Source organism: Tenggerimyces flavus (assembly GCF_016907715.1).
GTDB classification, from domain to species: Bacteria; Actinomycetota; Actinomycetes; order Propionibacteriales; family Actinopolymorphaceae; genus Tenggerimyces; species Tenggerimyces flavus.
Genome location: NZ_JAFBCM010000001.1, coordinates 5,811,646 through 5,831,879, shown reverse-complemented (window position 1 = coordinate 5,831,879; position 20,234 = coordinate 5,811,646). Strand labels below are relative to the sequence as shown.

31 protein-coding genes are annotated in these 20,234 nt (G+C 67.2%); all 31 read left to right on the top strand.

The genetic code is table 11. From position 1 onward, the window contains the following. The first annotated feature begins 28 nt into the window (after positions 1-28). The 31 genes from JOD67_RS27385 (at position 29) to JOD67_RS27235 (ending at position 20,226) form a co-directional block, all read left to right on the top strand. Positions 29-193, top strand: a complete 165-nt coding sequence (locus tag JOD67_RS27385; RefSeq protein ID WP_205120579.1) for a hypothetical protein — start codon at positions 29-31, stop codon at positions 191-193. Then, complete coding sequence (locus JOD67_RS27380) at positions 190-420, top strand: hypothetical protein (protein WP_205120578.1); 231 nt, start codon at positions 190-192, stop codon at positions 418-420. Before JOD67_RS27385 ends, JOD67_RS27380 begins: the two co-directional genes overlap by 4 nt. Then, on the top strand, positions 404-736 hold the full coding sequence (locus JOD67_RS42475) for a hypothetical protein (RefSeq protein ID WP_239554076.1): 333 nt from the start codon (positions 404-406) through the stop codon (positions 734-736). The genes JOD67_RS27380 and JOD67_RS42475 overlap by 17 nt, the downstream gene beginning before the upstream one ends. After that, a complete protein-coding gene (locus JOD67_RS27370) occupies positions 733-1,062 on the top strand; it encodes a hypothetical protein (protein WP_205120577.1) in 330 nt (109 codons plus the stop codon). The genes JOD67_RS42475 and JOD67_RS27370 overlap by 4 nt, the downstream gene beginning before the upstream one ends. Then, complete coding sequence (locus tag JOD67_RS27365; protein WP_205120576.1) at positions 1,062-1,280, top strand: hypothetical protein; 219 nt, start codon at positions 1,062-1,064, stop codon at positions 1,278-1,280. The genes JOD67_RS27370 and JOD67_RS27365 overlap by 1 nt, the downstream gene beginning before the upstream one ends. A 13-nt stretch (positions 1,281-1,293) precedes the next feature. After that, positions 1,294-1,650: a hypothetical protein gene (locus tag JOD67_RS27360; protein WP_205120575.1), complete on the top strand. Its 357-nt coding sequence runs from the start codon at positions 1,294-1,296 to the stop codon at positions 1,648-1,650. Positions 1,651-1,831: 181 nt separating this feature from the next. Further along, the gene (locus JOD67_RS27355) at positions 1,832-2,287 is read left to right on the top strand and encodes a hypothetical protein (protein ID WP_205120574.1); all 456 of its coding nucleotides are present in this window, start codon (positions 1,832-1,834) and stop codon (positions 2,285-2,287) included. Then, positions 2,284-2,550: a hypothetical protein gene (locus JOD67_RS27350; RefSeq protein WP_205120573.1), complete on the top strand. Its 267-nt coding sequence runs from the start codon at positions 2,284-2,286 to the stop codon at positions 2,548-2,550. The genes JOD67_RS27355 and JOD67_RS27350 overlap by 4 nt, the downstream gene beginning before the upstream one ends. Further along, entirely contained in the window at positions 2,547-2,819 is a 273-nt protein-coding gene (locus JOD67_RS27345; protein WP_205120572.1) for a hypothetical protein, read from the top strand. The genes JOD67_RS27350 and JOD67_RS27345 overlap by 4 nt, the downstream gene beginning before the upstream one ends. Continuing rightward, positions 2,816-3,046 carry a hypothetical protein gene (locus JOD67_RS27340; protein WP_205120571.1) on the top strand — a complete coding sequence of 77 codons (231 nt, stop codon included), beginning with the start codon at positions 2,816-2,818 and terminating at the stop codon, positions 3,044-3,046. The genes JOD67_RS27345 and JOD67_RS27340 overlap by 4 nt, the downstream gene beginning before the upstream one ends. A gap of 209 nt (positions 3,047-3,255) precedes the next feature. Then, positions 3,256-4,002: a hypothetical protein gene (locus tag JOD67_RS27335; protein WP_205120570.1), complete on the top strand. Its 747-nt coding sequence runs from the start codon at positions 3,256-3,258 to the stop codon at positions 4,000-4,002. A gap of 129 nt (positions 4,003-4,131) precedes the next feature. Further along, a complete protein-coding gene (locus JOD67_RS42470; RefSeq protein WP_205120569.1) occupies positions 4,132-4,419 on the top strand; it encodes an HNH endonuclease in 288 nt (95 codons plus the stop codon). Positions 4,420-4,761: 342 nt separating this feature from the next. Further along, on the top strand, positions 4,762-6,222 hold the full coding sequence (locus JOD67_RS27325) for a terminase large subunit domain-containing protein (RefSeq protein ID WP_205120568.1): 1,461 nt from the start codon (positions 4,762-4,764) through the stop codon (positions 6,220-6,222). A gap of 11 nt (positions 6,223-6,233) precedes the next feature. Further along, a complete protein-coding gene (locus JOD67_RS27320) occupies positions 6,234-6,449 on the top strand; it encodes a hypothetical protein (protein WP_205120567.1) in 216 nt (71 codons plus the stop codon). Next, positions 6,449-7,849 (top strand): phage portal protein, encoded by a 1,401-nt coding sequence (locus tag JOD67_RS27315; RefSeq protein ID WP_205120566.1) that lies wholly within the window; start codon positions 6,449-6,451, stop codon positions 7,847-7,849. Before JOD67_RS27320 ends, JOD67_RS27315 begins: the two co-directional genes overlap by 1 nt. Further along, positions 7,846-8,928, top strand: coding sequence for an HK97 family phage prohead protease (locus JOD67_RS27310; protein ID WP_205120565.1), 1,083 nt, complete (start codon positions 7,846-7,848; stop codon positions 8,926-8,928). Before JOD67_RS27315 ends, JOD67_RS27310 begins: the two co-directional genes overlap by 4 nt. After that, positions 8,925-10,181: a phage major capsid protein gene (locus tag JOD67_RS27305; RefSeq protein WP_205120564.1), complete on the top strand. Its 1,257-nt coding sequence runs from the start codon at positions 8,925-8,927 to the stop codon at positions 10,179-10,181. Before JOD67_RS27310 ends, JOD67_RS27305 begins: the two co-directional genes overlap by 4 nt. A gap of 59 nt (positions 10,182-10,240) precedes the next feature. After that, positions 10,241-10,450, top strand: coding sequence for a hypothetical protein (locus JOD67_RS27300; protein WP_205120563.1), 210 nt, complete (start codon positions 10,241-10,243; stop codon positions 10,448-10,450). Continuing rightward, positions 10,447-10,650 carry a hypothetical protein gene (locus JOD67_RS27295; protein WP_205120562.1) on the top strand — a complete coding sequence of 68 codons (204 nt, stop codon included), beginning with the start codon at positions 10,447-10,449 and terminating at the stop codon, positions 10,648-10,650. The genes JOD67_RS27300 and JOD67_RS27295 overlap by 4 nt, the downstream gene beginning before the upstream one ends. Positions 10,651-10,652: 2 nt before the next feature. Then, positions 10,653-11,054 (top strand): hypothetical protein, encoded by a 402-nt coding sequence (locus JOD67_RS27290; RefSeq protein WP_205120561.1) that lies wholly within the window; start codon positions 10,653-10,655, stop codon positions 11,052-11,054. A 3-nt stretch (positions 11,055-11,057) separates the two neighbouring features. Then, entirely contained in the window at positions 11,058-11,663 is a 606-nt protein-coding gene (locus tag JOD67_RS27285; RefSeq protein WP_205120560.1) for a hypothetical protein, read from the top strand. Position 11,664: 1 nt separating this feature from the next. Then, entirely contained in the window at positions 11,665-12,084 is a 420-nt protein-coding gene (locus JOD67_RS27280) for a hypothetical protein (protein ID WP_205120559.1), read from the top strand. A gap of 2 nt (positions 12,085-12,086) precedes the next feature. Continuing rightward, complete coding sequence (locus JOD67_RS27275; RefSeq protein ID WP_205120558.1) at positions 12,087-12,266, top strand: hypothetical protein; 180 nt, start codon at positions 12,087-12,089, stop codon at positions 12,264-12,266. After that, a complete protein-coding gene (locus tag JOD67_RS27270; protein ID WP_205120557.1) occupies positions 12,266-12,994 on the top strand; it encodes a hypothetical protein in 729 nt (242 codons plus the stop codon). Before JOD67_RS27275 ends, JOD67_RS27270 begins: the two co-directional genes overlap by 1 nt. Positions 12,995-13,009: 15 nt before the next feature. Beyond that, the gene (locus JOD67_RS27265) at positions 13,010-13,414 is read left to right on the top strand and encodes a hypothetical protein (protein WP_205120556.1); all 405 of its coding nucleotides are present in this window, start codon (positions 13,010-13,012) and stop codon (positions 13,412-13,414) included. Then, complete coding sequence (locus JOD67_RS27260; RefSeq protein ID WP_205120555.1) at positions 13,414-13,869, top strand: hypothetical protein; 456 nt, start codon at positions 13,414-13,416, stop codon at positions 13,867-13,869. The genes JOD67_RS27265 and JOD67_RS27260 overlap by 1 nt, the downstream gene beginning before the upstream one ends. After that, complete coding sequence (locus JOD67_RS27255) at positions 13,866-14,177, top strand: hypothetical protein (RefSeq protein ID WP_205120554.1); 312 nt, start codon at positions 13,866-13,868, stop codon at positions 14,175-14,177. The genes JOD67_RS27260 and JOD67_RS27255 overlap by 4 nt, the downstream gene beginning before the upstream one ends. Positions 14,178-14,291: 114 nt before the next feature. Further along, the gene (locus JOD67_RS27250) at positions 14,292-15,923 is read left to right on the top strand and encodes a hypothetical protein (protein WP_205120553.1); all 1,632 of its coding nucleotides are present in this window, start codon (positions 14,292-14,294) and stop codon (positions 15,921-15,923) included. Beyond that, positions 15,920-19,222, top strand: coding sequence for a carbohydrate binding domain-containing protein (locus JOD67_RS27245; RefSeq protein WP_205120552.1), 3,303 nt, complete (start codon positions 15,920-15,922; stop codon positions 19,220-19,222). The genes JOD67_RS27250 and JOD67_RS27245 overlap by 4 nt, the downstream gene beginning before the upstream one ends. After that, the gene (locus JOD67_RS27240) at positions 19,223-19,687 is read left to right on the top strand and encodes a hypothetical protein (protein ID WP_205120551.1); all 465 of its coding nucleotides are present in this window, start codon (positions 19,223-19,225) and stop codon (positions 19,685-19,687) included. It abuts the gene before it with no gap. Continuing rightward, complete coding sequence (locus JOD67_RS27235) at positions 19,687-20,226, top strand: hypothetical protein (protein WP_205120550.1); 540 nt, start codon at positions 19,687-19,689, stop codon at positions 20,224-20,226. The genes JOD67_RS27240 and JOD67_RS27235 overlap by 1 nt, the downstream gene beginning before the upstream one ends. Positions 20,227-20,234 lie beyond the last annotated feature (8 nt).

Below are 20,234 nucleotides of genomic sequence, written 5' to 3'. Positions count from 1 at the left end.
TCCACGACCAGCCGTGGGGAGGCGAACCGTGAACGAGTGCGACGTCTGCGGCCTGCCCGACCCGTACAACGGCAGCGGCGACGGCATCGGCTCGTGCGACTGCCCACGCTGCGAGTGCGGAGAGGCGCACTTCTCGTCGCTGTGCAGCTGCCCGACGGGCGACGAGATCGAGGGATGGGAGGACGACTCGTGAGCGCGCACGAGGCCGCGCAGCGGGTCGCGGGCGAGGTCCGCGACCAGGCATGGATGTGCGCCACCGCCCGGCTCGCGGAGGACGGCATCGAGCCCGCCGCCACACCCGAGCAGGCCGAGCTCGTACGCCGCTGCGTCGAGATCGGCATCGACGCCGGCATGCACGCCCTCGCGCACCGCTACGCCGCCAGGTTCATGAAGGGAGACGCCCATGGCGAGCAGCGTTGACGTCGTCGAGGCCGCCGGCATCACATACCGGCAGCTCGACTACTGGTGCCGGAAGGGATGGCTCGCACCGACTATCCGGCGCGGAGGCGGCTCAGGCATCGACCGCGACTTCCACGCCGACGAGCTCGCGTTCGCTGTCCGCATGGGGCTGCTCGTGCGCGCCGGGTTCCCCCCGGACGTTGCGTTCCTCATCGCGCAGGCCACGCCCGGCGTCGTCCCGCTCGGCGAAGGCGCGCGCGTCGTCATCGACGGGCCGTGTGTCGCCAGCCGACGCGACCCGCAGTACCGGTCGCTCGAGCGCGGGCAGGCGGCATGACGACGAAGCACGAGTGGTGCGGCAGCGACCGCGGCTACGGCCGCCACCGCCGCCAGGGCGAGAAGGCGTGCAAGCCATGCCGAGAGGCCCACAGCATCGTCGCCAGCAGACTGCGTACCGAGATGCGCGCAGCCGCCAGGCTCGAGCCCACGAGGCCCAAGACCAGGCGTCCCACCAAGACTGAGCGCGAGGTCACGCGCCTCGCAGCGCTGGAGAAGCTCGCCAAGATCCACATCACAACGTTCCGGTACCTGCTCAACGAAGAGCTACACGCCCGCGGTTTCCTGTCGACGCAGGGGTTCAAGAGGCGCGGAGGGATCGTCTGATGGCCCGCCGCCAGCACCTCACCGACACCGAGCGGCGCGACACGGTCGACGCCCGGATCGAGTACGAGATCCGCCTGGCCGAGCGGTTCGGCGACGAGCAGACCGCCGCGCAACTGCGACGCGATCGCCTCGAGAACGCCCTCGACGGCTTCCATTTCGACCGCCGCGGATCGCCAAAGCGACTCGAAAACCGCACGACCGAGCACGCACGAGGGTGAAAAGGGGAGTGGAATGGCCCGGATCCGATCGATCAAGCCGAGTTTCTGGGGAGACGAAAGGGTCAGTCAGCTGTCGCGTGACGCGCGGTTGCTGTTCATCGGCCTGTGGTCGTTCTCCGATGACGCGGGACGCTTTCTCGCATCGCATCAGGCGATCGCCGGCTACGTGTTCCCCAACGATGAGGACGTCACGCCGAAGAAGCTCTCCGCGTGGCTGGATGAGATTGCCCAACAGGGCATGGTCATTCTCTACAGCAACGGGCGCGTCAAGTACGGCGCGGTGCCGAAGTGGAGGAAGCACCAGAAGATCAGCCACCCTCAACCGTCGTCCCTGCCGGGGCCACCGCCCGATGCCCTATTCGATGAATGACTCCGGAGCCATTCCGGAACGCCGCACGAGCCGTTCACGTAGTTACTCACGAGCATTTCTGTCAGGAAGGGAAGGGATAAGGAATGGATAAGGAGGGGAGTGGAAAGACCCCTTGTGGAACCCAAGTCCAAACCGCTTCGGTCTGTAGCGCGCGAAGCCGGCTAACGATTGGGCTTGGATCATGACGCCGATCGAGGCCGAGCGGCTCGCCTACGCGATCAACTCGTTGCGACCCGACTGGCCACGCAGCTCGCTGCAGACGTTGTTCGCCAAGCACCTCGCCAAGCGCACCCTGCACGACGCCGCCGTCGCCATGGTGTGGGTCGCCACCGACCCCGCGACGCAGACCCCCGGCCGCGTCCTCGAGAACGGCCCGTGGTGGGGCGCGTCGCTCACCACGACCAGCGAGGCCGAGCGCCACCCCAGCGCGCAGACGTACGTGCCACCGACCGAGCCCTGCGACCTCTGCGGGCGGACACGACGCCAATGCGAGCAGCGATCCAACGGCACGCACGAATACCGGCCACGGCAGGAGTTCAAGCGGGTCGGCGCCTACGAGCGCGGGCTCACCAAGGCCAGGGCCGCGATCGGCGCACCCGTAGCACCGACCACCGACGACGAGAGCGAGACGCCATGAGTCGCCTGACCATCCACAGCGCCGACGGCAAGCACTCCGCCACGCTCGACGGCGACGACGTCACACACCGCCTCCGCAGCATGACCGTCGACCTGCAAGGCGGTCAGCAAGCGATGGTCCTCATCGAACCGCTGATCGTCGAGCTCGACGTCGACACCGACCGCGCGAGGTTCCACGTCCCGCCCGACACCGCCGACCTGCTCGTCAGCCTCGGCTGGACGCCGCCCAACAGCCTCGGCAAGACGCTCGGAGACCCCGCATGATCGCCCGCACCGAGTTCCGAGTCGTCGCCGAGCGCGATGGACGTCAATGGCCGATCCCCAACCAGCACGACGAGCCGATCATCGACCGCGGTGCGGCAGAGGCGTACCGCAACTACGTCGAGCTCCAACAACCCACCTTCGACCGCGTGTTCATCGTCCACGCAGTGACCGCGCGCTCCGCGTGGGTTGACGACCGAGGCGTCGAGTGGAACGAGCAAGCCGCCCTTGACGAGAGTCTGCTGGAGCTGAACGAGAGGCGGTACGCGTGAGCAGCGTCGTCAGCCCCGAGCCGGCACCTGAGCCCAAGCCCGAACGCCGACCGACGATGTGGGAGCAGGCCGGCGCACTGCAGGTCGGTGACTTCTGCGACCTCTGCGTCACCAACGAGATCGCGCAACGCAAGATCCGGACCTACACCGGATGGCAAGCCTGCCCACGCTGCGACTACGTGCGCCCCCTACCACCGCTGCCGCCACTCACCGAGAGCTACGCATGAGGGTCCCGGTGCGCGTCGTGGACGGCAAGCTCATCTGCCCGTGCTGCCAAGAGCCCATGGTCAAGGCCCGCGATCAGAGCCAAGCGAGGCCCGGCGAGACGCCCTGAGTACGCCGCCGTCATCGAGCCGTACATCCAGCAGCAGCTAGCCGAACGGTTCGCTCATGACTGCAACCCAGAGACGGGTAGCGCGTACTTCCGGGAGGTCCGATGAACGCCCCTGCTCGCGCAGAGATGGATCCGCTCGACTGCGTGCACGAGCTCACCGAGCGGATCGTGCACCGGGAGCGCTACACCCTCGAGGCGACGTCCAAGCGCGGCCGCTGGCGGCGAACGAGCCGCTACCACGAGACCGAGCACCCATCCCTGCTCGAGCAACTGCTTGGCGCGGTCGACCCATCGCGTTCGGCCGAGGAAGGCACCGGCATCGCGCGGCCGTACGGGTCAGCCGCGGCAGCCCGACTCGACGCGATCGACGCCGCCCTGCGCATCGACCGCGAGGCCGCGGCCTGGCTGCGCGCGCTCGGCAAGGACGACCCCGGCGACACGATCGCCTGCGTCCGCCAGCTCGGTCCGCACCTACGCAACACCGAGATCGCCCGTGACGTACGCCGCTGGTGGACGTGGGCGCGCGTCCTCACCGGCTGGGACTCGCCGGCCTGGCGACCCGACAACACGTGCCCACTGTGCGGCGTACGGGGCATCCTGCGCGTACGGCTCGACAAGCGCTCGGCGGTATGCATCGGCTGCTGGGAAACGTGGGACACCGAGACAGTCGGCCTGCTTGCCGACCACATCCGCGCGGAGAACGACGCTGAGAAGCCCACACGCGCGCCGCTCGTGGCCGTGTACGGAACCTGCCCGACCTGCCACACCCCGAACGTTCTGCGGCAGCGACAGGAAGGGTTGGGGCTGCAGTGGGCGTACGCCTGTCCGCACGGACACGCCACGGTCTAGCGTTGACCTGCGGCTATGTGTGGCATACTGATGCCGGCACCGTAGGTGTCTCTAGCCCCAGGTCTGGGGCTGTTCATTTTTCAGGGGGGCACCTCTACCTACCCCACCCCCTCGGTGTGAGCAGGGCGTATGCCTAGCAAGATCAAGGGGCACGGTCGAACAGGCCGGCCGTGGCGACGGAAAGCGGCAGAGGTCCGGGCTAGCTTTTCTCCGTGCTGGCTGTGCGGTGACCCCATCGACTACACCCTGCCGCCCAACCATGTGTGGTCCTTCACCGTGCACCACAAGGTCCCGCTCGCGGTAGCTCCGTGGCTGGCGCACGACCGAAGCAATCTGGTTGCTGCGCATCGACGATGCAACAGCCTGCAAGGCGACCGGCTGGGTAGGCCGCCCACCCCCACGTCCCGCACCTGGTGAACGCGAGAACGAAAACGATTTCAACGTTCGAGTTGATCATCGCTGCTCGGTGGGAGGGGTAGGGGGGCACCCCGAACACGCAGAGTCACAAACACTGGGTGACCCCTAGCTACCTGCCCGTTTCTCTCCCCACACGTTCTAGGGGGCTCGCCGTGAGCGATCTTGTCAAGTCCGTGTTGACAGGTAACCGAGTCGCATCACTCGAACGTCTGCGCGATTACCTAGCGAAGACACTCGAACGCCCCGGTCTAGATGACCGCACGATCGCGCCGATCGCGAAGCGGCTCGAGGACGTGATGCGCGAGCTCGACCAGCTGAATCCCCCGAAGCAGGAGTCCGCCGTTGACGATCTCGCCGCCCGCCGCTCTGCTCGGCGCAAGAGCGCCGCGGTACCGAAGCGTGCCGCCAGCGGTGAGCAGCGCCGGAGAGGAAGCCGTCGATCTCCTGAAGTCAGCGGGCCGACCACCTGACGACTGGCAAGCCGACGCTCTCGTCGACGCGCTCGCCGAACGCGAAGACGGTCGGTGGGCGTCGTCCGAGGTCGGTCTCGTCGTCGCGCGGCAGAACGGCAAGGGCGACATCCTGCTCGGCAAGGCGTTGCACTCGCTGTACCTGACCCCGGTCAAGCTGATCCTCTGGTCGGCGCACGAGTTCAAGACCGTCCGCGAGATGTTCCTCCGCGTCCGCGAGACCATCGACGGCTGCGCTGACCTGTCCCGCCGCGTCAAGACGATCCGCACCTCGCACGGCGAGGAAGGCGTCGAGCTGCGCGACGGCTCGCGGCTGAACTTCGTCGCACGGTCCGGCGGATCCGGCCGCGGCTTCAGCCCCGAAGAGCTGCTCTGGGATGAGGCGTACGCCCTCACCGACGACCAGGTCGCCGCACAGATGCCGTCGACCTCGGCGCAACCGAACCCGCAGATCTGGTACGCCTCGTCACACCCGCTCGTGATGTCCCTGGTCCTGCGTCGCATCTGCAAGCGCGGCCGCTCCGGCGGTGCCGGGCTGACCTACCTCGAGTGGGCCGCCGACAAGGAAGCGTCGCTCGACGACCGTCAGGCGTGGGTGGACGCGAACCCCGGTTACGGCATCCGGATCTCGGAGGAGTCGATCGTCCGCGAGCTTGGCTCGATGGACCCGGACGACTTCGCTCGGGAGCGGCTCGGCGTCGTCGAGCTCGACGAGGAGCAGGTGGTCAGGGCGATCGACCTCGAGCTGTGGAAGACGCTGGTCGACCTGAAGACAGCGCGTCCGGCCGGTCCGGCGGTCGCCGTCGACACCACCCCCGATCGGGCGTTCTCGGCGATCGGCACCGGTGGCGTCGCCAGGGACGGTCGCATGCACGTCGACGTACTGGAGCACCGAGCCGGTACGGGCTGGGTCGTCGATGAGGCTGTCAAACGCGCTACCGAGCTGGATGCCTGCGCGGTCGTGCTCGACCCGACCGGCCCGGCGGGCTCGTTCATCAAAGAGTTCAACAAGCGCGGTTTCGTCACCGAGCCCGACAAGCGGAAACGTCAGCGGCAGCTGCACATACTCGGCGCTCGCGAGGCCGCGCAGGCGCACGGCGCGTTCGTCGACCTGGCCAACAACAACCGGCTGCGGCACCGCGACCGGCTCGAGCTGAACAAGGCGCTGGCCGGTGCCAAGACACGACCCCTTGCGGATGCGGCCGCGTGGTCCCGCAAGGACAGCTCGGTCGACATCAGTCCGCTTGTCGCGGTGACCGAGGCCGCGTACGGCTTCGCCACCTACGGAGCCGCCGAGAAGCCCAAGCGCAAGCCAAAGTTCGCGTTCGGATGAACAGGAGACCGATGACCGTCCTCGACCGCGTGCCTGTCGACGCGATCACCGAGCAGGCCAAGCAGGTCAACGTCGGCCGTGTCGTGCTGACGGTGCTCGCAGCGCTGTTGTTCGGTTTGGGCTGGCTGGTCGGCGCCTTCGTGTTGGCGCTGGCGTGGTGTGGGACGGCGATCAAGGTCGGCTACCTCGAGGGGCGTCGCCGCGAGCAGGGTGTCGGTAGCGGCTGATGGCCAGCCTGCTCGACAAGATCGCGGCAGCACGTGGGCCGTCGGTCCGGACGGCCACACGTAAGGCGTGGTCTGAGCCGCCGTTCTGGCAGACGGATGCGGCGCGGCTCCCGTTCCTGCAGGCGTTCTCGCTGACGGGCGATAAGGAGCAGATCGAGAACGACTTCGAGGCGTACATCGGTGCTGCCTACAAGGGCAGCGGCATCGTGTTCTCGACGATCGCGGCGCGTCAGGCCATCTTCAGTCAGACCAAGTTCGCGTGGCAGACGTTCACGAACGGCCGTGGCGGCGACCTGTTCACGAATGCCGAGCTGGCGCTGATCCAGCAGCCGGCGCCCGGGCAGACGACGGGCGAACTGCTGTCCCGGATGGATGTCACGGCGTGTCTGGCTGGGAACTACTACGCGACCACCGCTGACGACGCTGGCCGGCTGGGGCGCGCCGCAACGGGTCCGGGCCGACGGATCGTGTATCTGCGGCCGGACTGGGTGACGATCGTCATCGGCACGGCGTCAGACGACCTGTGGGCACCGGACGCGAAGATCATCGCCTACGAGTACTGGCCGCGCAGCACGAGCGTGTCCCGCCCTGAGCCGGTGACGTTGCTGCCGACCGAGGTGTGTCACTACTCGCCGACACCGGACCCGGCCGCGAGGTTCCGCGGCATGTCCCCACTGACGCCGATCCTGCGCGAGATCCAGGCCGACAAGGCTTCGACGCTGCACAAGGAGCGGTTCTTCTCCAACGGCGCGCAGCTGTCGACGATCATCGGCATGAAGGACATCGACGAGGATGGCTTCGACGAGTTCGTCGAGAAGTTCAACGCCTCGCACCAGGGCGCGGCGAACGCGTACAAGACGCTGTTCCTGATGGGTGGCGCCGACGTCACCACAGTGACGGCGGATCTGCGGCAGCTGGACTTCAAACAGACCCAGGGTGCCGGCGAATCCCGCATCGCGATGGCGCTCGGCATGCACCCCGTGATCGTCGGCATGACCGAGGGCCTGCAGGGGTCGAGCCTGAACCAAGGCAACTTCGGCGCCGCGCGCCGACTCGTGGCCGACAAGACGATGCGCCCCCTGTGGGACGTGGCCGCGGCCAGCCTGCAGACGCTTCTGACTCCACCGTCGTCCGCTACCCAGCTCGTCCCGGATCTGCGCGGCGTGGCGTTCCTCCGTGAGGACGCCGCCGACTCCGCCAACATCCAGGGCTTGGAGTCCCGATCGATCCGGACCCTTCTCGACGCCGGATACCTGGCCGACTCGGTCGTCGAAGCCGTGACCACTGGCGACTGGACACGCCTCAAGCATTCCGGCTTGTTCTCTGTCCAGCTGCAGCCACCCGGAACCGCGACACCCGCGACCCCAGCCGAACCGCCGGCCGAGGAGGAAACCGCATGAGCATCAAGCACCTTGGCCAGTTCGAGATCAAGAACGCCAGCAAGGGTGAGGTAACGGCCGTCTTCTCCACGTTTAACGTGGTCGACAAGGACGGCGACGTCACCATCCCCGGCGCGTTCACCGACGGGCAAGAGGTACTGATCTCGGCGTACGGACACAAGGTCTGGGAAGGTGCGCTGCCAGTCGGCAAGGGGATCATCCGGCAGACCGATTCCGAGGCGATCCTCGACGGCAAGTTCTTCCTCGACACCGACGACGGCCGGAACACGTTCAACGTGATCAAGAATGTGGGCGCTCGACAGGAGTGGTCGTACGGCTACGACATCCTCGACGCCGCGCCGGGCAAGTTCGGCGGCACCGATGTCCAGTTCCTGAAGCAGCTCAACGTGACCGAGGTGTCGCCGGTGCTGATCGGTGCCGGCGTGAACACCCGAACTCTGGCGGCGAAGTCCGCCCAAGGCCAGCAACGGCAGCAGGAGACGACCATGTCGGCGTACAAGCGCGCCATCCGCCCGCACGAGACCCCGGTCGCCGCGAAGGCGTGGCACGGTGTCGAAGTCCACGAGAGCGCCGCGGTCGGCGGACTGCGGCACGTGTACGCATGGGTGGACGGTGACCCGGAGCAGAAGGCGTCCTACCGGTTCCCGCACCACGAGAACGCGGTCGGTCCGGCCAACGTCCGGGCCTGCCTGCTCGGTATCGCGCAGCTCAACAGCGTCAAGGGCGCCGGTATCCCGGCCGAGGACCGGCAGGCGGTGTACGAACACCTGGCCGGCCACCTCCGCGACAACGACAGCGAGCCTCCGGAGCTGTTGGCCGCTCCGACATCTACCATGAAGTTCAACGACGAGGGGATCTCGGTCATAGCCGACGTCTCCGCGTTCATTGATCGGGCGACGGAAGTCATAGCTCTCCGCTCCGCCAAGGGCAGGACTCCTCTGTCTGCAGGTTCCGCTGACCTCTTCGAATGGCTCGGCGACGAACTGCAGCGCTTGAAGTCCCTGCTGGACACCCCCGATGAGGAACTCGCGCGTGAGTACGTGCGGTTCGTCCAGTCCCAGCTCAGGAGAGCATCATGACGTTTCCCGCTTTGAAGGAAGCCGAGGGCAAGCTCAAGGCCAAGCAAGACGAGCTCGGCGCTATCTTCACTGAGGCCGGTGAGGACCTGGACTTCACGAAGGTGAAGTCGGTCACGGGCACCTCGCGCGAGATCTCCGCACACGTCCGCAAGCTGAACGACGAGATGGCCGACATTGCGTCGGAGGTCGCCGACCTGCAGGCGGTACAGAAGGCCGCGGAGCGTGCGCGCACCGCGCCCGACACCCGCAGCGAGTCCGGCAGCGAGCCAGGCTCGCGGCCGAACGGCCAGCGTCAGACGAAGTCGCTCGGCCAGCTGTTCGTGGAGTCGAAGGCGTTCAAGGACAAGTCCGGCGCGAACGGTCCCGAGGCGACTCTGGACATCGAGCTGAAGACGCTGTTCCAGACCGGCCTCTACGGCGCGACGATCGGTTGGGACCCGGAGGAGATCCGCACCGGTCGCGTCGTGGATTTCGCGACTCGCCCGATCCAGATCACCGACCTGGTCCCGCAGACGACCACTTCTCAGGCTGCTGTGCAGTACATGGAGGAGACGACCTTCACCAACGCCGCGGCGGAGGTGGCGGAGTCGACGACGGCCGCGGCGGGCACCTACCCGGAGGCCGCGCTCGCGTTGACCGAGCGTTCGTCCATCGTTCGGAAGATCGCAGTGTTCCTGCCTGTCACCGACGAGCAGCTCGAGGACGTGCCGCAGGCCCGCGGCTACGTCGACAACCGTTTGCCGTTCATGATCCGGCAGCGGCTCGACTCGCAGATCCTTGTTGGCAGCGGCGTCGCGCCGCAGCTGACCGGCGTCCTGAACGTCGCGGGCATCCAGACCCAGGCGAAGGGCACCGACACGACGCCTGACGCGGTGTACAAGGGGATCGTCAAGGTCCGGGTGACCGGGCGCGCGTTGCCGAACGCGGTCGTCATGCACCCGAACGACTGGCAGGACATCCGGCTGCTGCGCACCGCTGACGGCATCTACATCTGGGGCAACCCTTCGGACGCTGGCCCTTTGCGGATCTGGGGCCTGAACGTGGTCGAGTCCGACGCGATCACGGAGAACACCGGCCTCGTCGGCGACTTCGCGAACTTCATCGAGCTCGCCGTCCGTCGCGGCATCGACGTGCAGGTGTCGAACAGCCACGGCTCGTTCTTCATCGAGGGCAAGCAGGCGATGCGCGCCGACATGCGGGTCGCGCTGCCCGTGTACCGGCCGGCCGCGTTCTGCACGGTCACTGGCATCTAGGTCGTACAAGCAGGGGCCGCGTCACTACGTGGCCCCTGCTTTGCTCGAAGGGAGCAGTAATGACTGTCATCACTGGCGGCAAGGTCATCGGTGGGAACAACCCAGGACAGGCCCTCGTCAAGAACCGTGTCTACCGTGCAGAAGGTGTCCCGACGGACACGAACATCGGGTTCGAAGGGACGCCCCCGGACCTGACGCTCGCCGAGAACGTCCTTACCGGGTTCGTGTACGAGCGGCGGACCGCTGTCTGGACGCGGATCGACACATGAAGATCACCGAGCACGTGTGGAAGACGGTCGACGGTCGCCTCGTTCCACACGGTCACCCCGACGCCGCGTTCCTGGAGTTCCCTGCCGGGACGGAGATGGGCGACGACCGTGCCCGCGAGCTCGGCCTACTCGTCGACGACGCGCCAAAGTCCCGCCGCCCAGCCGCGAACAAGCAAGCCGCGAAGAGCGAGGACAAGTAGTCATGCCGTTCAGTGGATCCGTCACGGTCGCCGGCACGGTGGACCCGGCGGCCGGTGTCGAGATGACGGTGTTCACCGTGCCGGCTGGGCAGGTGTGGGAGTTGCAGACTCTCCGCTTCGCTCTCGTCACGTCGGCTACCGCGGCGACCCGGCGTGTGCACCTAGTGTTCGACGACGGCACAAACATCCTCGCGAGGTTCGCGGTGCTGTCGACGCAGATCGCTTCGCTCACGTACAACTACACGTTCGCGCGCGACGTCGACAATGCAACCGAGACGGGACTAGAGGTCGTCACTAGGCTGCCGCGGCTGCTGCTGCCGACCGGGTTCCGGGTGCGCACCATCACCGAGAACCTGCAGGTTGGCGACAACTTCTCGGCCGGCGTCTACGGCTACACCGGATAGACGATGGCGATCGGCGACCCGTACGCGATCCTGGCCGAGCTGAAGACTCGGCTCGGTGGGATCGCTGACACCGACGACGATGCGGCGCTGAACAACGCGCTCGCGACGGCGTCGCGTGGTATCGACGCGTTCTGTCGCCGCCAGTTCAACAAGACCACGTCGGCTACGGCGCGGGTATTCCGGCCTACCCGCGCCGGGCTGGCGTTCGTCCACGACTTCCACACCACGACGGGACTCGTCATCGCGACGGGCGACGACGGAACCTTCGGTACCACGTGGGCAGCGGCGGACTACCAGCTCGAGCCGTTGAACCAGATGCGGCACGGCGAGGAAGGCTGGCCGTACTGGATCATCCGGGCTGTCGATTCCCAGGCATTCACGTGCGCCGCGCGGGCAACGCTTCAGGTGACGGCACAGTGGGGCTGGAACGCGGTACCGGCGGCGGTGAAGGAAGCCTGCCTGATCCTCGCGGTGGATGTGTTCAAGCTGAAGGACACCCCGTTCGGTGTTGCGGGCTATGGCGACTGGGGTGTCGTGCGGGTTCGGCAGAATCCGGCCGCCGCGGAGAAGCTGATCCCGTACCGGCGCAACGCTCCGCTGGTGGCCTGACGTGGCTCCCACGATTGAGCAGGTCATGGTCGCCATCGAGAGCCGGCTCGCGACGATCACCGGTCTGCGGACGACCGAGTACACGCCCGACCAGATCAACCCGCCGCACGCCATCGTCGGCGTACCGGCGATCCCCGAGTACCGGACGACGTTCGGTCGCGGCGTCTTCACCCTTGAACCGACGATCACGGTCCTCGTCTCTGCCGTCCTCGACAAGCGGGGCCAGCTGAAGCTCGCCTCGTACGCCAACGTGACCGGCGCATCGTCCATCCCTGCGGCGATCGAGGCGGATCGCACCCTCGGCGGCGTCGTTGACGAGTGCTGGGTGTTGTCCTTCCGTCCGCTGGGTCTGGAGGAGGTCGGACAGATCGGCTACTACGGCGGCGTCTTCGATCTACGAACTGTGGCAAAGGGAGTCTGATCATGGTCGCGAACATGCGGTACGAGGTGTGCGGCGCGTTCCCCGTGCTCGAGGTGGCGCCCGGCGGCGTCGTCGAGCATGCGGCGTTGGAGGTAGCGGGCGCGAACATCGACGCGCTGCTGCAGGCAGGCCTGATCAAGCCGGCCGAGCAGGCGGCAGCCAAGGCACCGAAGGGCGACTGATGGGCGTCATCGCGCTGCTGGACTGCTTCATCCACGTCCATGGCCACGACTTCACGACGGACTCGAACAGCGGGCAGCTCGCGACCGAGACCGCACCGTTGGACAAGACGACGTTCGGTTCTGCCGGCTGGACTGAGCTGCACGGCGGCCTGAAGTCGTGGACGCTCGCACTGAAGGGCTTCTGGCAGTCCGACACATCCGACGCCGTCGACCCGGAGATCTTCAACGGGCTTGGTTCGACCGGGCAGGTGTTCACGCTGGGCCCGGTGGAGACCGAGGCTCAGGTCGCGTACTTCGCGCAGGGCGGCAAGTTCAACTACCAGCTGCTCGGCCAGCTCGGCGAGCTCGCCCCGTTCACGCTCGCATCGCAGGGAACCAGCGGGCAGGGCGTGATCCGCGGCCAGCTGGCGAAGGCGCGCGGGGTTGTGTCGGCGGCCGGGCAGGTCGGGTCGGCGCTGAACCTCGGTGCCGGCGCGGCGGGAAAGTTCCTGTACGCGACGGTGCACACGTTCTTGGCCGGTACGACGGTGACGATCCAAGTCCAGTCGGACACCGCGTCCAACTTCCCGACGCCGACCACCGTCGCCACGTTCCCCGCGATCACCGCCCGCGGCGCGTCATGGCTCGTGCGCGTCGACTCCACCGGCATCACGGACACGTGGTGGCGGCTCAACGTCTCCGCGATCACCGGCTCGTTCACCGTTGCCGGCGCCATCGGAATCCAGTAAGAAAGGTCCGCCGTCATGGCTGTCTTGTCACTGCTCAACGAGCATCTCACGCTCAACTCGGTCAACCTGTCCGACCATGTTCGCCAAGCCGCGCTCGCGGTCGAGGCGACGGCGCTCGACTCCACGGCGATGGGCGACAACTGGAACGAGGTCACCAGTGGCCTGAAGGCGGGCACGCTGACGATCGAGTTCCTCGACGACTTCGCGCTGTCGAGCATCGACGCCACGCTGTGGCCGATCTTCGGCACCGTGGTTACGTTCATCGTCCGGCCCGACGCGGGTGTGGTGTCGACGACGAACCCGAACTACACCGGTTCCGTCTTCATCCAGCAGCACAACGTCGGCGGTTCGCTCAACGAGATGGCGATGAAGTCGCTGACGCTGCCGACGAGCGGCGTCGTCACGCGCGCGACGTCCTGATGGTCGCGCGTATCACCATCAAGGGCGCGAAGCAGCTCGAGCAGTTCTCGAAGGCGTTGCGTACCGCGCCGAAGGAGATCCAGCGCGAGGGGTACCGCGCACTCAACAGCGTCACGGCTCCCCTGAAGAGGGACGCGAAGGCGTCCGCGCTCGTGACCCTGCCGCGCCGCGGCGGGCTGGCCGGCAAGGTGGCCGGGTCTAAGTTCACCACGAAGCGCCGCGGCGGCCAGAACGCGTCGATCACGATCGTCGCCAAGGGCGGCGTCGACATCCGCGCCATGGACAAGGGCAGCCTGCGGCACCCGGTGTTCGGGCGCATGTGGCTGTGGGTGCTGCAGCGAGTGAAGTCGAAGTGGTTCACCCGGCCGATGGAGAAGGGCGCCCCGAAGGTGCGGCGCGAACTCGTCAAGGCGATGCGTCAGATCTCCCGGAAGATCGCGAGGGCAGCAGCATGAACAGCCGGACCCCGATGAAGGTCACGTTCTCCGACGGCCGCGAGGAGACAGTCCAGCTGACCGCCAAGCTCGAGGTAGAGATCGAGCGGAAGTTCGAGCTCTCACTGGAGGAGTGCACCCGCCGGGAGCACACCTACTACGGCGTGTGGCTCGCGCTCGGCGCGGCCAAGAAGGAACGCGGCCGCAGCTTCGAGGACTTCCTCGACATGGTCGACAGCGTGGAGCTCGCTGAGGACAGGCCTGTCCTTGAGGTCGTGACGCCGGACCCTACCCAGCCGCCAGCTACGTCCGGGAGCTCGTCGAGCTGAGCGTTCTGACCAGCCTGCCGTACGGCTCGCTCGCGCGCGAGTCGCCGCGGATCATCGCCACCTACTGGGACGTACTGAAAGCCCTTGACGAGTTGAGAAAGAAGGAGGCGGGCAGTGGCTGACGGCACGCTCTCCTTCACCATCCTCGCCAAGGACGCCGCGTCGAAGACGTTCCACGGCATCGGCAAGGCCGCGTCCGGTCTCGGCAAAGGGCTGGCCTCTGTCGGTAAAGCGGGCGCACTCGGCCTCGCAGCTGTCGGCGTGGGCGTGGTGGCGCTCGGCCCGCAGCTGCTCGACGCGGCCGCGAAGATCCAGCTGATGGAGAACAAGTCGAAGATCGTCTTCGGCGACCAGATCGGTCGAGTGAAAGACTGGGCCGAGGCCAACGCCCACGCCATGGGGTTGACGAAGAGAGAGGCCGTCGGCCTCGCGGCCGGTATGGCCGACCTCCTGGTGCCGATGGGCTTCACCCGCAAGACGGCTACCGACATGACGCTGCAGATTCAGAATCTGTCCGGCGCGCTGTCGGAGTGGTCCGGCGGTACCCGCACTACGGCCGAGGTGTCGGAGATCCTGCAGGCGGCACTGCTCGGTGAGCGTGACGCCCTTCAGGGGTTGGGCATCGGCATCAGTCAAGCGCAGGTTGACGCGCAGATACTGGCGAACAAGAAGAAGGGTCTTACGTTCGCCACCGAGGAGCAGGCTTCCGCGCAGGCCACCCTTGACCTGGTCATGCAGAAGTCGACCGATGCGCAGAACGCCTACGCCCAAGGCGCCGGCTCACTGGCTCGGAAGGTCACCGAGTCGAAGGCGCGACTCAAGGAGATGGGCGACACCCTGCTCGTCACCGCGACCCCGGCACTGGTCTCACTGGCAGACATCGCACAGAAGAAGGTGCTGCCGGCGCTGGAGAAGTTCGTCGCCTGGCTGTCCGGCCCGGGTAAGTTCCAGGTCGCGGCGGCCGCGCTCGGCATGGCCGAGTCGTTCCTCGCCTTCGCCGGTGACGCTTTGGCGTCGGTGGCCAGGATGGCACGCGGACTGACCAGCTTCACCGCGGGCGCGTTGACGCAGGCCGGAATGCTCGCGTTCGCGATGGGGAAGAAGGGTCTCGCCGGGAAGCTGTTCGAAGCGGCTGGCTCGGTCGAGTCGTTCGGGCAGGACGTCGCCGTAACGCTGGAGGGCGCGTCGAACGACATCGCACGCTGGAACAGCGCCGTCCGCAACATGAAGGACAAGGTCGAGCTCAAGGCGAAGATCTCCGACCTGGAACAGAAGCTCGCATCCGCGAAGAAGCAGCTGAACGACAAGAGCCTAACGAAGGACCGACGCGCGGCGATCAAGGCCAACATCGCCCAACTGACCGCGCAGGTCCGCTCGGCCAAGCGGCAGCTGAACAGCATCCCCGACGAGCGCGTCAACATCACGGTAGGCGTGTCGATCTCGGGCGCGAACAAGCGGATCATTGACCGTGCCCGCGCTCACGGTGGCCCGGTCGACGCCGGGGTCGCCTACACCGTTGGTGAGCGTGGACCTGAGACGTTCGTCCCCGATCAGGACGGCCTCATCGTGCCGAACGGTGGACGGCTGCGTCTCGGTGGGCAGGGCATGGCGATGGCCGCACCGGTCCAACCCGCTCCGGTCATCGTGCAGCTTGCGAACCACGGCGTCATCGGCTCGAAGATCGAGCTGCTGAACTGGCTCACTGCGGCGCTTAACAGCCTGCGCAAGCAGGGCAGGCTCGCATGAGCGACATCCTCCGGATGGACCTGACCGGTGTCGGGTCCGGGCCGATGGGCCCAGGCACGGGCGGTCCGGGCGATACCCCGTTCGACAACGTTCTCGGTAACGTGCTCGTCGCGGAGGATGGCCCGCACGGTTCGTACATGTCGATCCAGCAGCAGGCAGGCGAGCCCGCGAACGGGGAGTGGATCCTCGGCTCGGACATCGCGACGGGCATCTGCGGTGGCCGCGTCGAGGTGACCCACCCAGGCGTGGCGTCGCTGTCGTGGACGGTCATGCTCGCGGCGCCCACCCTGGGTGGGTTCGGCTGGCGCATCGACTCCAGCGGGCCAGGCCGGCTGCGGATCCGGGACAACGCCAACGCGCAGGTCGGTGCGGAGTCCACGATCACGTTCGTCGCCGGCACACGGTACCGGCTCGAATGGTCGATCAGTGCGACGAACGCCGAGGTTCGGATCTTCCTCGGCGACGACGTCAACCCGACCGAGACGATGACCCGTGCCGGCGCGTTCGGTCCCGTCGGCGTCATCAAGCCCGGACCGACCACAAGCTCGCCGACGGTGCCGACGTTCGCGATGGACTCGATCCTCGTCAACGACGACGGCACGTTCCCCGGCCCTTGGGTGGCACCGGTCGGCCGCTACGACTTCCGCATCGACTGGGACAACGACGGCTACTTCGAGGATCCCGGCGACGACGTCACCGACCGGGAGCTCGGCCAGCGTGCGGTGCCGCAGATGGTGTACGGCCGGGACCAGGCACGGTCGCTGACGCCGACGACGTCGGGCCGAATGTCCGGACTCGAGCTGTTGAACACATCCCGCGACTACACGCCGGACAACGCGCTGTCGCCGATCGCCGGGAATGTGAAGCCGGGCCGGCCGCTGTGGGTGTCGTACAACGACCGGATGAACCTGGTCCCGAACCCGTCGTTCGAGCTGAACACGACGGGTTGGTCGTCGACTCGGACGACGCTGACCGCGACGGCGAACAACCCGTTCGTCGGCGGGCAGGCCTGCCAGTCGGTGGTCAACAACATCGCCGGCACGCCGACCGTCGACACCCTGCAGTTCCCCGTCAAGCCGGGCAAGGCGTACACCGTCTCCGCGTACCTGCGGCTCAACACCGTGGGCACGCGAACCGCCGGCCTCAAGATGATCTTCCTTCGGGCGAACGGCAGCATCACGCTCAACCCGAGCACCGTGTTCACGTCACAGGCGGACACTGCTGGTTACGTCCGCCGGTCGAAGACTGACACCGCACCGGCGGATGCCGCCAAGGCTCAGGTGACGATCGCCTACTCCACCAGTGACGCGGCGCTGAACGACTCGTGGAACATCGACGGCGTCATGGTCGAGGAGGGCGCCATCCTCGGCACCTACTTCGACGGCGCCTCGACGGGCGCGTTCTGGCGCACCACCGCCCACGGTTCGGCGTCGATCATCGGGACCGTCCTGTTCCGTGGCCACCTCGAGGACTTCGAGCTCAACCCGGACATCAACAACCGCTCGGTGACGCTCGGCGCGCTCGACCCACTGGCGAAGCTGCGCGAGGCGGACGTGTCGACCGCGCTGTTCTCCGGGCTGCGCACCGGCGACGCCGTGCACAAGGTGCTCGACGCCATCGGCTGGGACGCCAACAAGCGCGACATCGACGCCGGTGCCAGCATCCTGCCCTGGTGGTGGGAAGAGGGCACCGACGCGTACGCCGCGCTCGAACGATTGGTCAACGCCGAGGGGCCGCCCGCACTCGTCACCGTCGACTCAGTCGGGCGGCTGGTGTTCCGCGACCGGCACCACCGGCTGCTCGACGCGGCATCGATCGCGTCACAGACGACGTTCCGCGACGTTGACGGTTCCGACGGACTGCGCGTCACCGGCAACGCCAACAGCCGCGCCTCGACCCCGGACAACGCCGCGCTCGACATCGTGGCCGACCTTGATATCCGGGTGCGGGTCGCCGCCGACGACTGGACACCGGCCGCGAACCAGGCGTTCGTCGGCAAGGCGGCCGGCGGCGGACAGTTCTCCTACGAGTTCCGGCTGTCCAACTTCGACGGTCGCATGCAGATTCTGTGGTCGGCGGACGGAACGGCCGTTCTGTCGGCGCAGGCGACCCGCCCGACCGGCTTCGCTGACGGCTCGCTGCACTGGGTGCGTGCGGCGCTCGACGTGAACAACGGCGCGAGCGGCCGGACGATCACCTTCTACACAAGCGAGAACGGCGTCAACTGGGTGACGCTCGGTACGCAGGTCGTGCAGGCCGGCGTCACGTCGATCTTCGCCAGCACCACACCTGTCGAGGTCGGTGCGCGCGGTGACAACACCGAGCTGTTCATCGGCAACGTGCACTACGCGGAGATCCGCGCAGGCATCAACGGGACCGCGGTGGCGTCGCCGTTCTTCGCGGCACACGTCGCCGGAACTACGGCGTTCACTGACGGCGCCGGCCGGCTGTGGACAGTCCATCCGCCGGCCGCGATCACCGGCGCGTCGGAGCCGAAGCACTCCGCACCGTTCGGCTACAACGCCGGGTTCGGCGAGGTCGTCAACCAGGTGGCGTTCGACGTCGAGGAGCGACGCCCATTGGGCGGTGTCGGCGTGGTGTGGGAGACCGAGGAGACGTTCACCGTCCCGTCTGGCGGTAGCCAGCAGCGCGTCTTCACCGCTGTCATGGACGACCCTGTGGATAGTGCGGTAGCGCCAGTGTCCGGCACCGACTTCGAGGTGCTCAACGGCGTCACCGTCAATGGCTCGTTGACGCGCACGTCCGGGCAGTCGATCGAGATCATCCTGTCGAACACCGGCGGTGGCGCCGACGCGGTCGTATCGGGGCTGCGGCTGCGGGCTCGGTCGGTGCCGGTGGCGCGGACCGTCAAGGTGGAGCTCGAAGACGTCACGTCGCGCGACGAGCACGGCCCCCGCAAGTACGACCGGGATGCTCCGTTCGTCAACCAGTACGACGCCGAGGCGATCGGCCAGCTCGTGATCAACCAGCGCAAGCAACGCCTTCCCACCGTGACCGTCCGAGTGCTGGCGTCGCCGACGACACAGCCGGAACGGTTCTACCCGGCGATTCAACGCGACCTGTCGGACAAGGTGCGGATCCTGGACACCGAGTCCGCTGTCGACGGGCACTTCTTCGTCGAGCAGATCCAGCACACCATCCACCAGGTCGGCTTGCAGCACGAGGTGGAGCTGGCGTGCGAGTTGATCCCTCCCGAACCGCTCGACGAGCCGTCAGAGGTGTTCGTCCTCGACTCGACCACGAACGGCGTACTGGACACGAACAGGCTGGGGCACTGAATGAGCGAGATCGTCGCGACCGTGTATGCGAATCACGGCCGCTGGGTGGCCCGCTGTCCGCGGCCGGAGTGGCTGGGTGGCCCATGCAGGAACGCCGAGCACTACGGAGTCCACGCGGTCGGTGGCCGACCTGGCGGCCTCACCGACGAGGAGTTCCTCTGCTCCCGTTGCGGAGTCGAGGCTCGCGCCGAGTGGCCGGCGAACGCTCAGGAGATCGCGCGCGTACTGATGGACCGTCCCGTGCCGGAGACCCGGAACTGGCTGCCAGGCGAGACCGTGCTGCGGCTGCAGATGGAGAACGTCGAGCACGGGATCCTGCCGTGGACGCTGGAGGAGCTGAGGTCCATGCCCGCCGGCCTGCTGTTCCGTAGCGTCGAGCCCGCACCGGATTACGAGCTGACCGACGCCGAGCTCGCTGCCCGGAACGCGGAGTCTTACGCGGCCGCCGAGATCGAGGACCGCTGATGGCTTGGGCGACACCGCCGACCTTCACGGCTAACAATGTCCTGACCGCGGCGCAACAGAACATTCTGTCCGGCGACCTGAACGAGACGGCGCCAGCCAAGGCGGACGTGGCCACGTCCGGCTTCATCGTCACCAGCGGCGTCAACCAGGTGGTCCGGCGCTCCGTCTTTCGGGGGATCGTCGCCACCAACCAGACCACCACCAGCACCACGTACACCGACCTCGCCACACAGGGGCCGGACGTTACGGTCACCACCGGCACCCAGGCGATCGTGACGGTGACGTCCATCATCAAGAACGACACCGTCGGGCAGAACTCCTACGCCTCCTACAACGTGTCGGGTGCCACCACGATCGCCGCCGACGACCCGCGGGCCGTGTTCATCACCGCATCCAGCACGGGCGGCGCCATCCGCGCTTCGACGATGTACCTAGAGACCGGGCTCACTGCCGGCTCAAACACGTTCCGCATGAAGTACCGGGTCACCGCCAACACTGGCACGTTCGGCGAACGCATGATCGTCGTCATCGGAATGTGAGGAGAGGA

Coding starts and splice junctions, on each gene's coding strand:
- JOD67_RS42475 (WP_239554076.1), top strand. CDS start 404: ATGGCGAGCAGCGTTGACGTCGTCGAGGCCGCCGGCATCACATACCGG.
- JOD67_RS27370 (WP_205120577.1), top strand. CDS start 733: ATGACGACGAAGCACGAGTGGTGCGGCAGCGACCGCGGCTACGGCCGC.
- JOD67_RS27365 (WP_205120576.1), top strand. CDS start 1,062: ATGGCCCGCCGCCAGCACCTCACCGACACCGAGCGGCGCGACACGGTC.
- JOD67_RS27360 (WP_205120575.1), top strand. CDS start 1,294: ATGGCCCGGATCCGATCGATCAAGCCGAGTTTCTGGGGAGACGAAAGG.
- JOD67_RS27355 (WP_205120574.1), top strand. CDS start 1,832: ATGACGCCGATCGAGGCCGAGCGGCTCGCCTACGCGATCAACTCGTTG.
- JOD67_RS27350 (WP_205120573.1), top strand. CDS start 2,284: ATGAGTCGCCTGACCATCCACAGCGCCGACGGCAAGCACTCCGCCACG.
- JOD67_RS27345 (WP_205120572.1), top strand. CDS start 2,547: ATGATCGCCCGCACCGAGTTCCGAGTCGTCGCCGAGCGCGATGGACGT.
- JOD67_RS27335 (WP_205120570.1), top strand. CDS start 3,256: ATGAACGCCCCTGCTCGCGCAGAGATGGATCCGCTCGACTGCGTGCAC.
- JOD67_RS42470 (WP_205120569.1), top strand. CDS start 4,132: ATGCCTAGCAAGATCAAGGGGCACGGTCGAACAGGCCGGCCGTGGCGA.
- JOD67_RS27320 (WP_205120567.1), top strand. CDS start 6,234: ATGACCGTCCTCGACCGCGTGCCTGTCGACGCGATCACCGAGCAGGCC.
- JOD67_RS27315 (WP_205120566.1), top strand. CDS start 6,449: ATGGCCAGCCTGCTCGACAAGATCGCGGCAGCACGTGGGCCGTCGGTC.
- JOD67_RS27310 (WP_205120565.1), top strand. CDS start 7,846: ATGAGCATCAAGCACCTTGGCCAGTTCGAGATCAAGAACGCCAGCAAG.
- JOD67_RS27305 (WP_205120564.1), top strand. CDS start 8,925: ATGACGTTTCCCGCTTTGAAGGAAGCCGAGGGCAAGCTCAAGGCCAAG.
- JOD67_RS27300 (WP_205120563.1), top strand. CDS start 10,241: ATGACTGTCATCACTGGCGGCAAGGTCATCGGTGGGAACAACCCAGGA.
- JOD67_RS27295 (WP_205120562.1), top strand. CDS start 10,447: ATGAAGATCACCGAGCACGTGTGGAAGACGGTCGACGGTCGCCTCGTT.
- JOD67_RS27290 (WP_205120561.1), top strand. CDS start 10,653: ATGCCGTTCAGTGGATCCGTCACGGTCGCCGGCACGGTGGACCCGGCG.
- JOD67_RS27285 (WP_205120560.1), top strand. CDS start 11,058: ATGGCGATCGGCGACCCGTACGCGATCCTGGCCGAGCTGAAGACTCGG.
- JOD67_RS27275 (WP_205120558.1), top strand. CDS start 12,087: ATGGTCGCGAACATGCGGTACGAGGTGTGCGGCGCGTTCCCCGTGCTC.
- JOD67_RS27270 (WP_205120557.1), top strand. CDS start 12,266: ATGGGCGTCATCGCGCTGCTGGACTGCTTCATCCACGTCCATGGCCAC.
- JOD67_RS27265 (WP_205120556.1), top strand. CDS start 13,010: ATGGCTGTCTTGTCACTGCTCAACGAGCATCTCACGCTCAACTCGGTC.
- JOD67_RS27260 (WP_205120555.1), top strand. CDS start 13,414: ATGGTCGCGCGTATCACCATCAAGGGCGCGAAGCAGCTCGAGCAGTTC.
- JOD67_RS27255 (WP_205120554.1), top strand. CDS start 13,866: ATGAACAGCCGGACCCCGATGAAGGTCACGTTCTCCGACGGCCGCGAG.
- JOD67_RS27245 (WP_205120552.1), top strand. CDS start 15,920: ATGAGCGACATCCTCCGGATGGACCTGACCGGTGTCGGGTCCGGGCCG.
- JOD67_RS27240 (WP_205120551.1), top strand. CDS start 19,223: ATGAGCGAGATCGTCGCGACCGTGTATGCGAATCACGGCCGCTGGGTG.
- JOD67_RS27235 (WP_205120550.1), top strand. CDS start 19,687: ATGGCTTGGGCGACACCGCCGACCTTCACGGCTAACAATGTCCTGACC.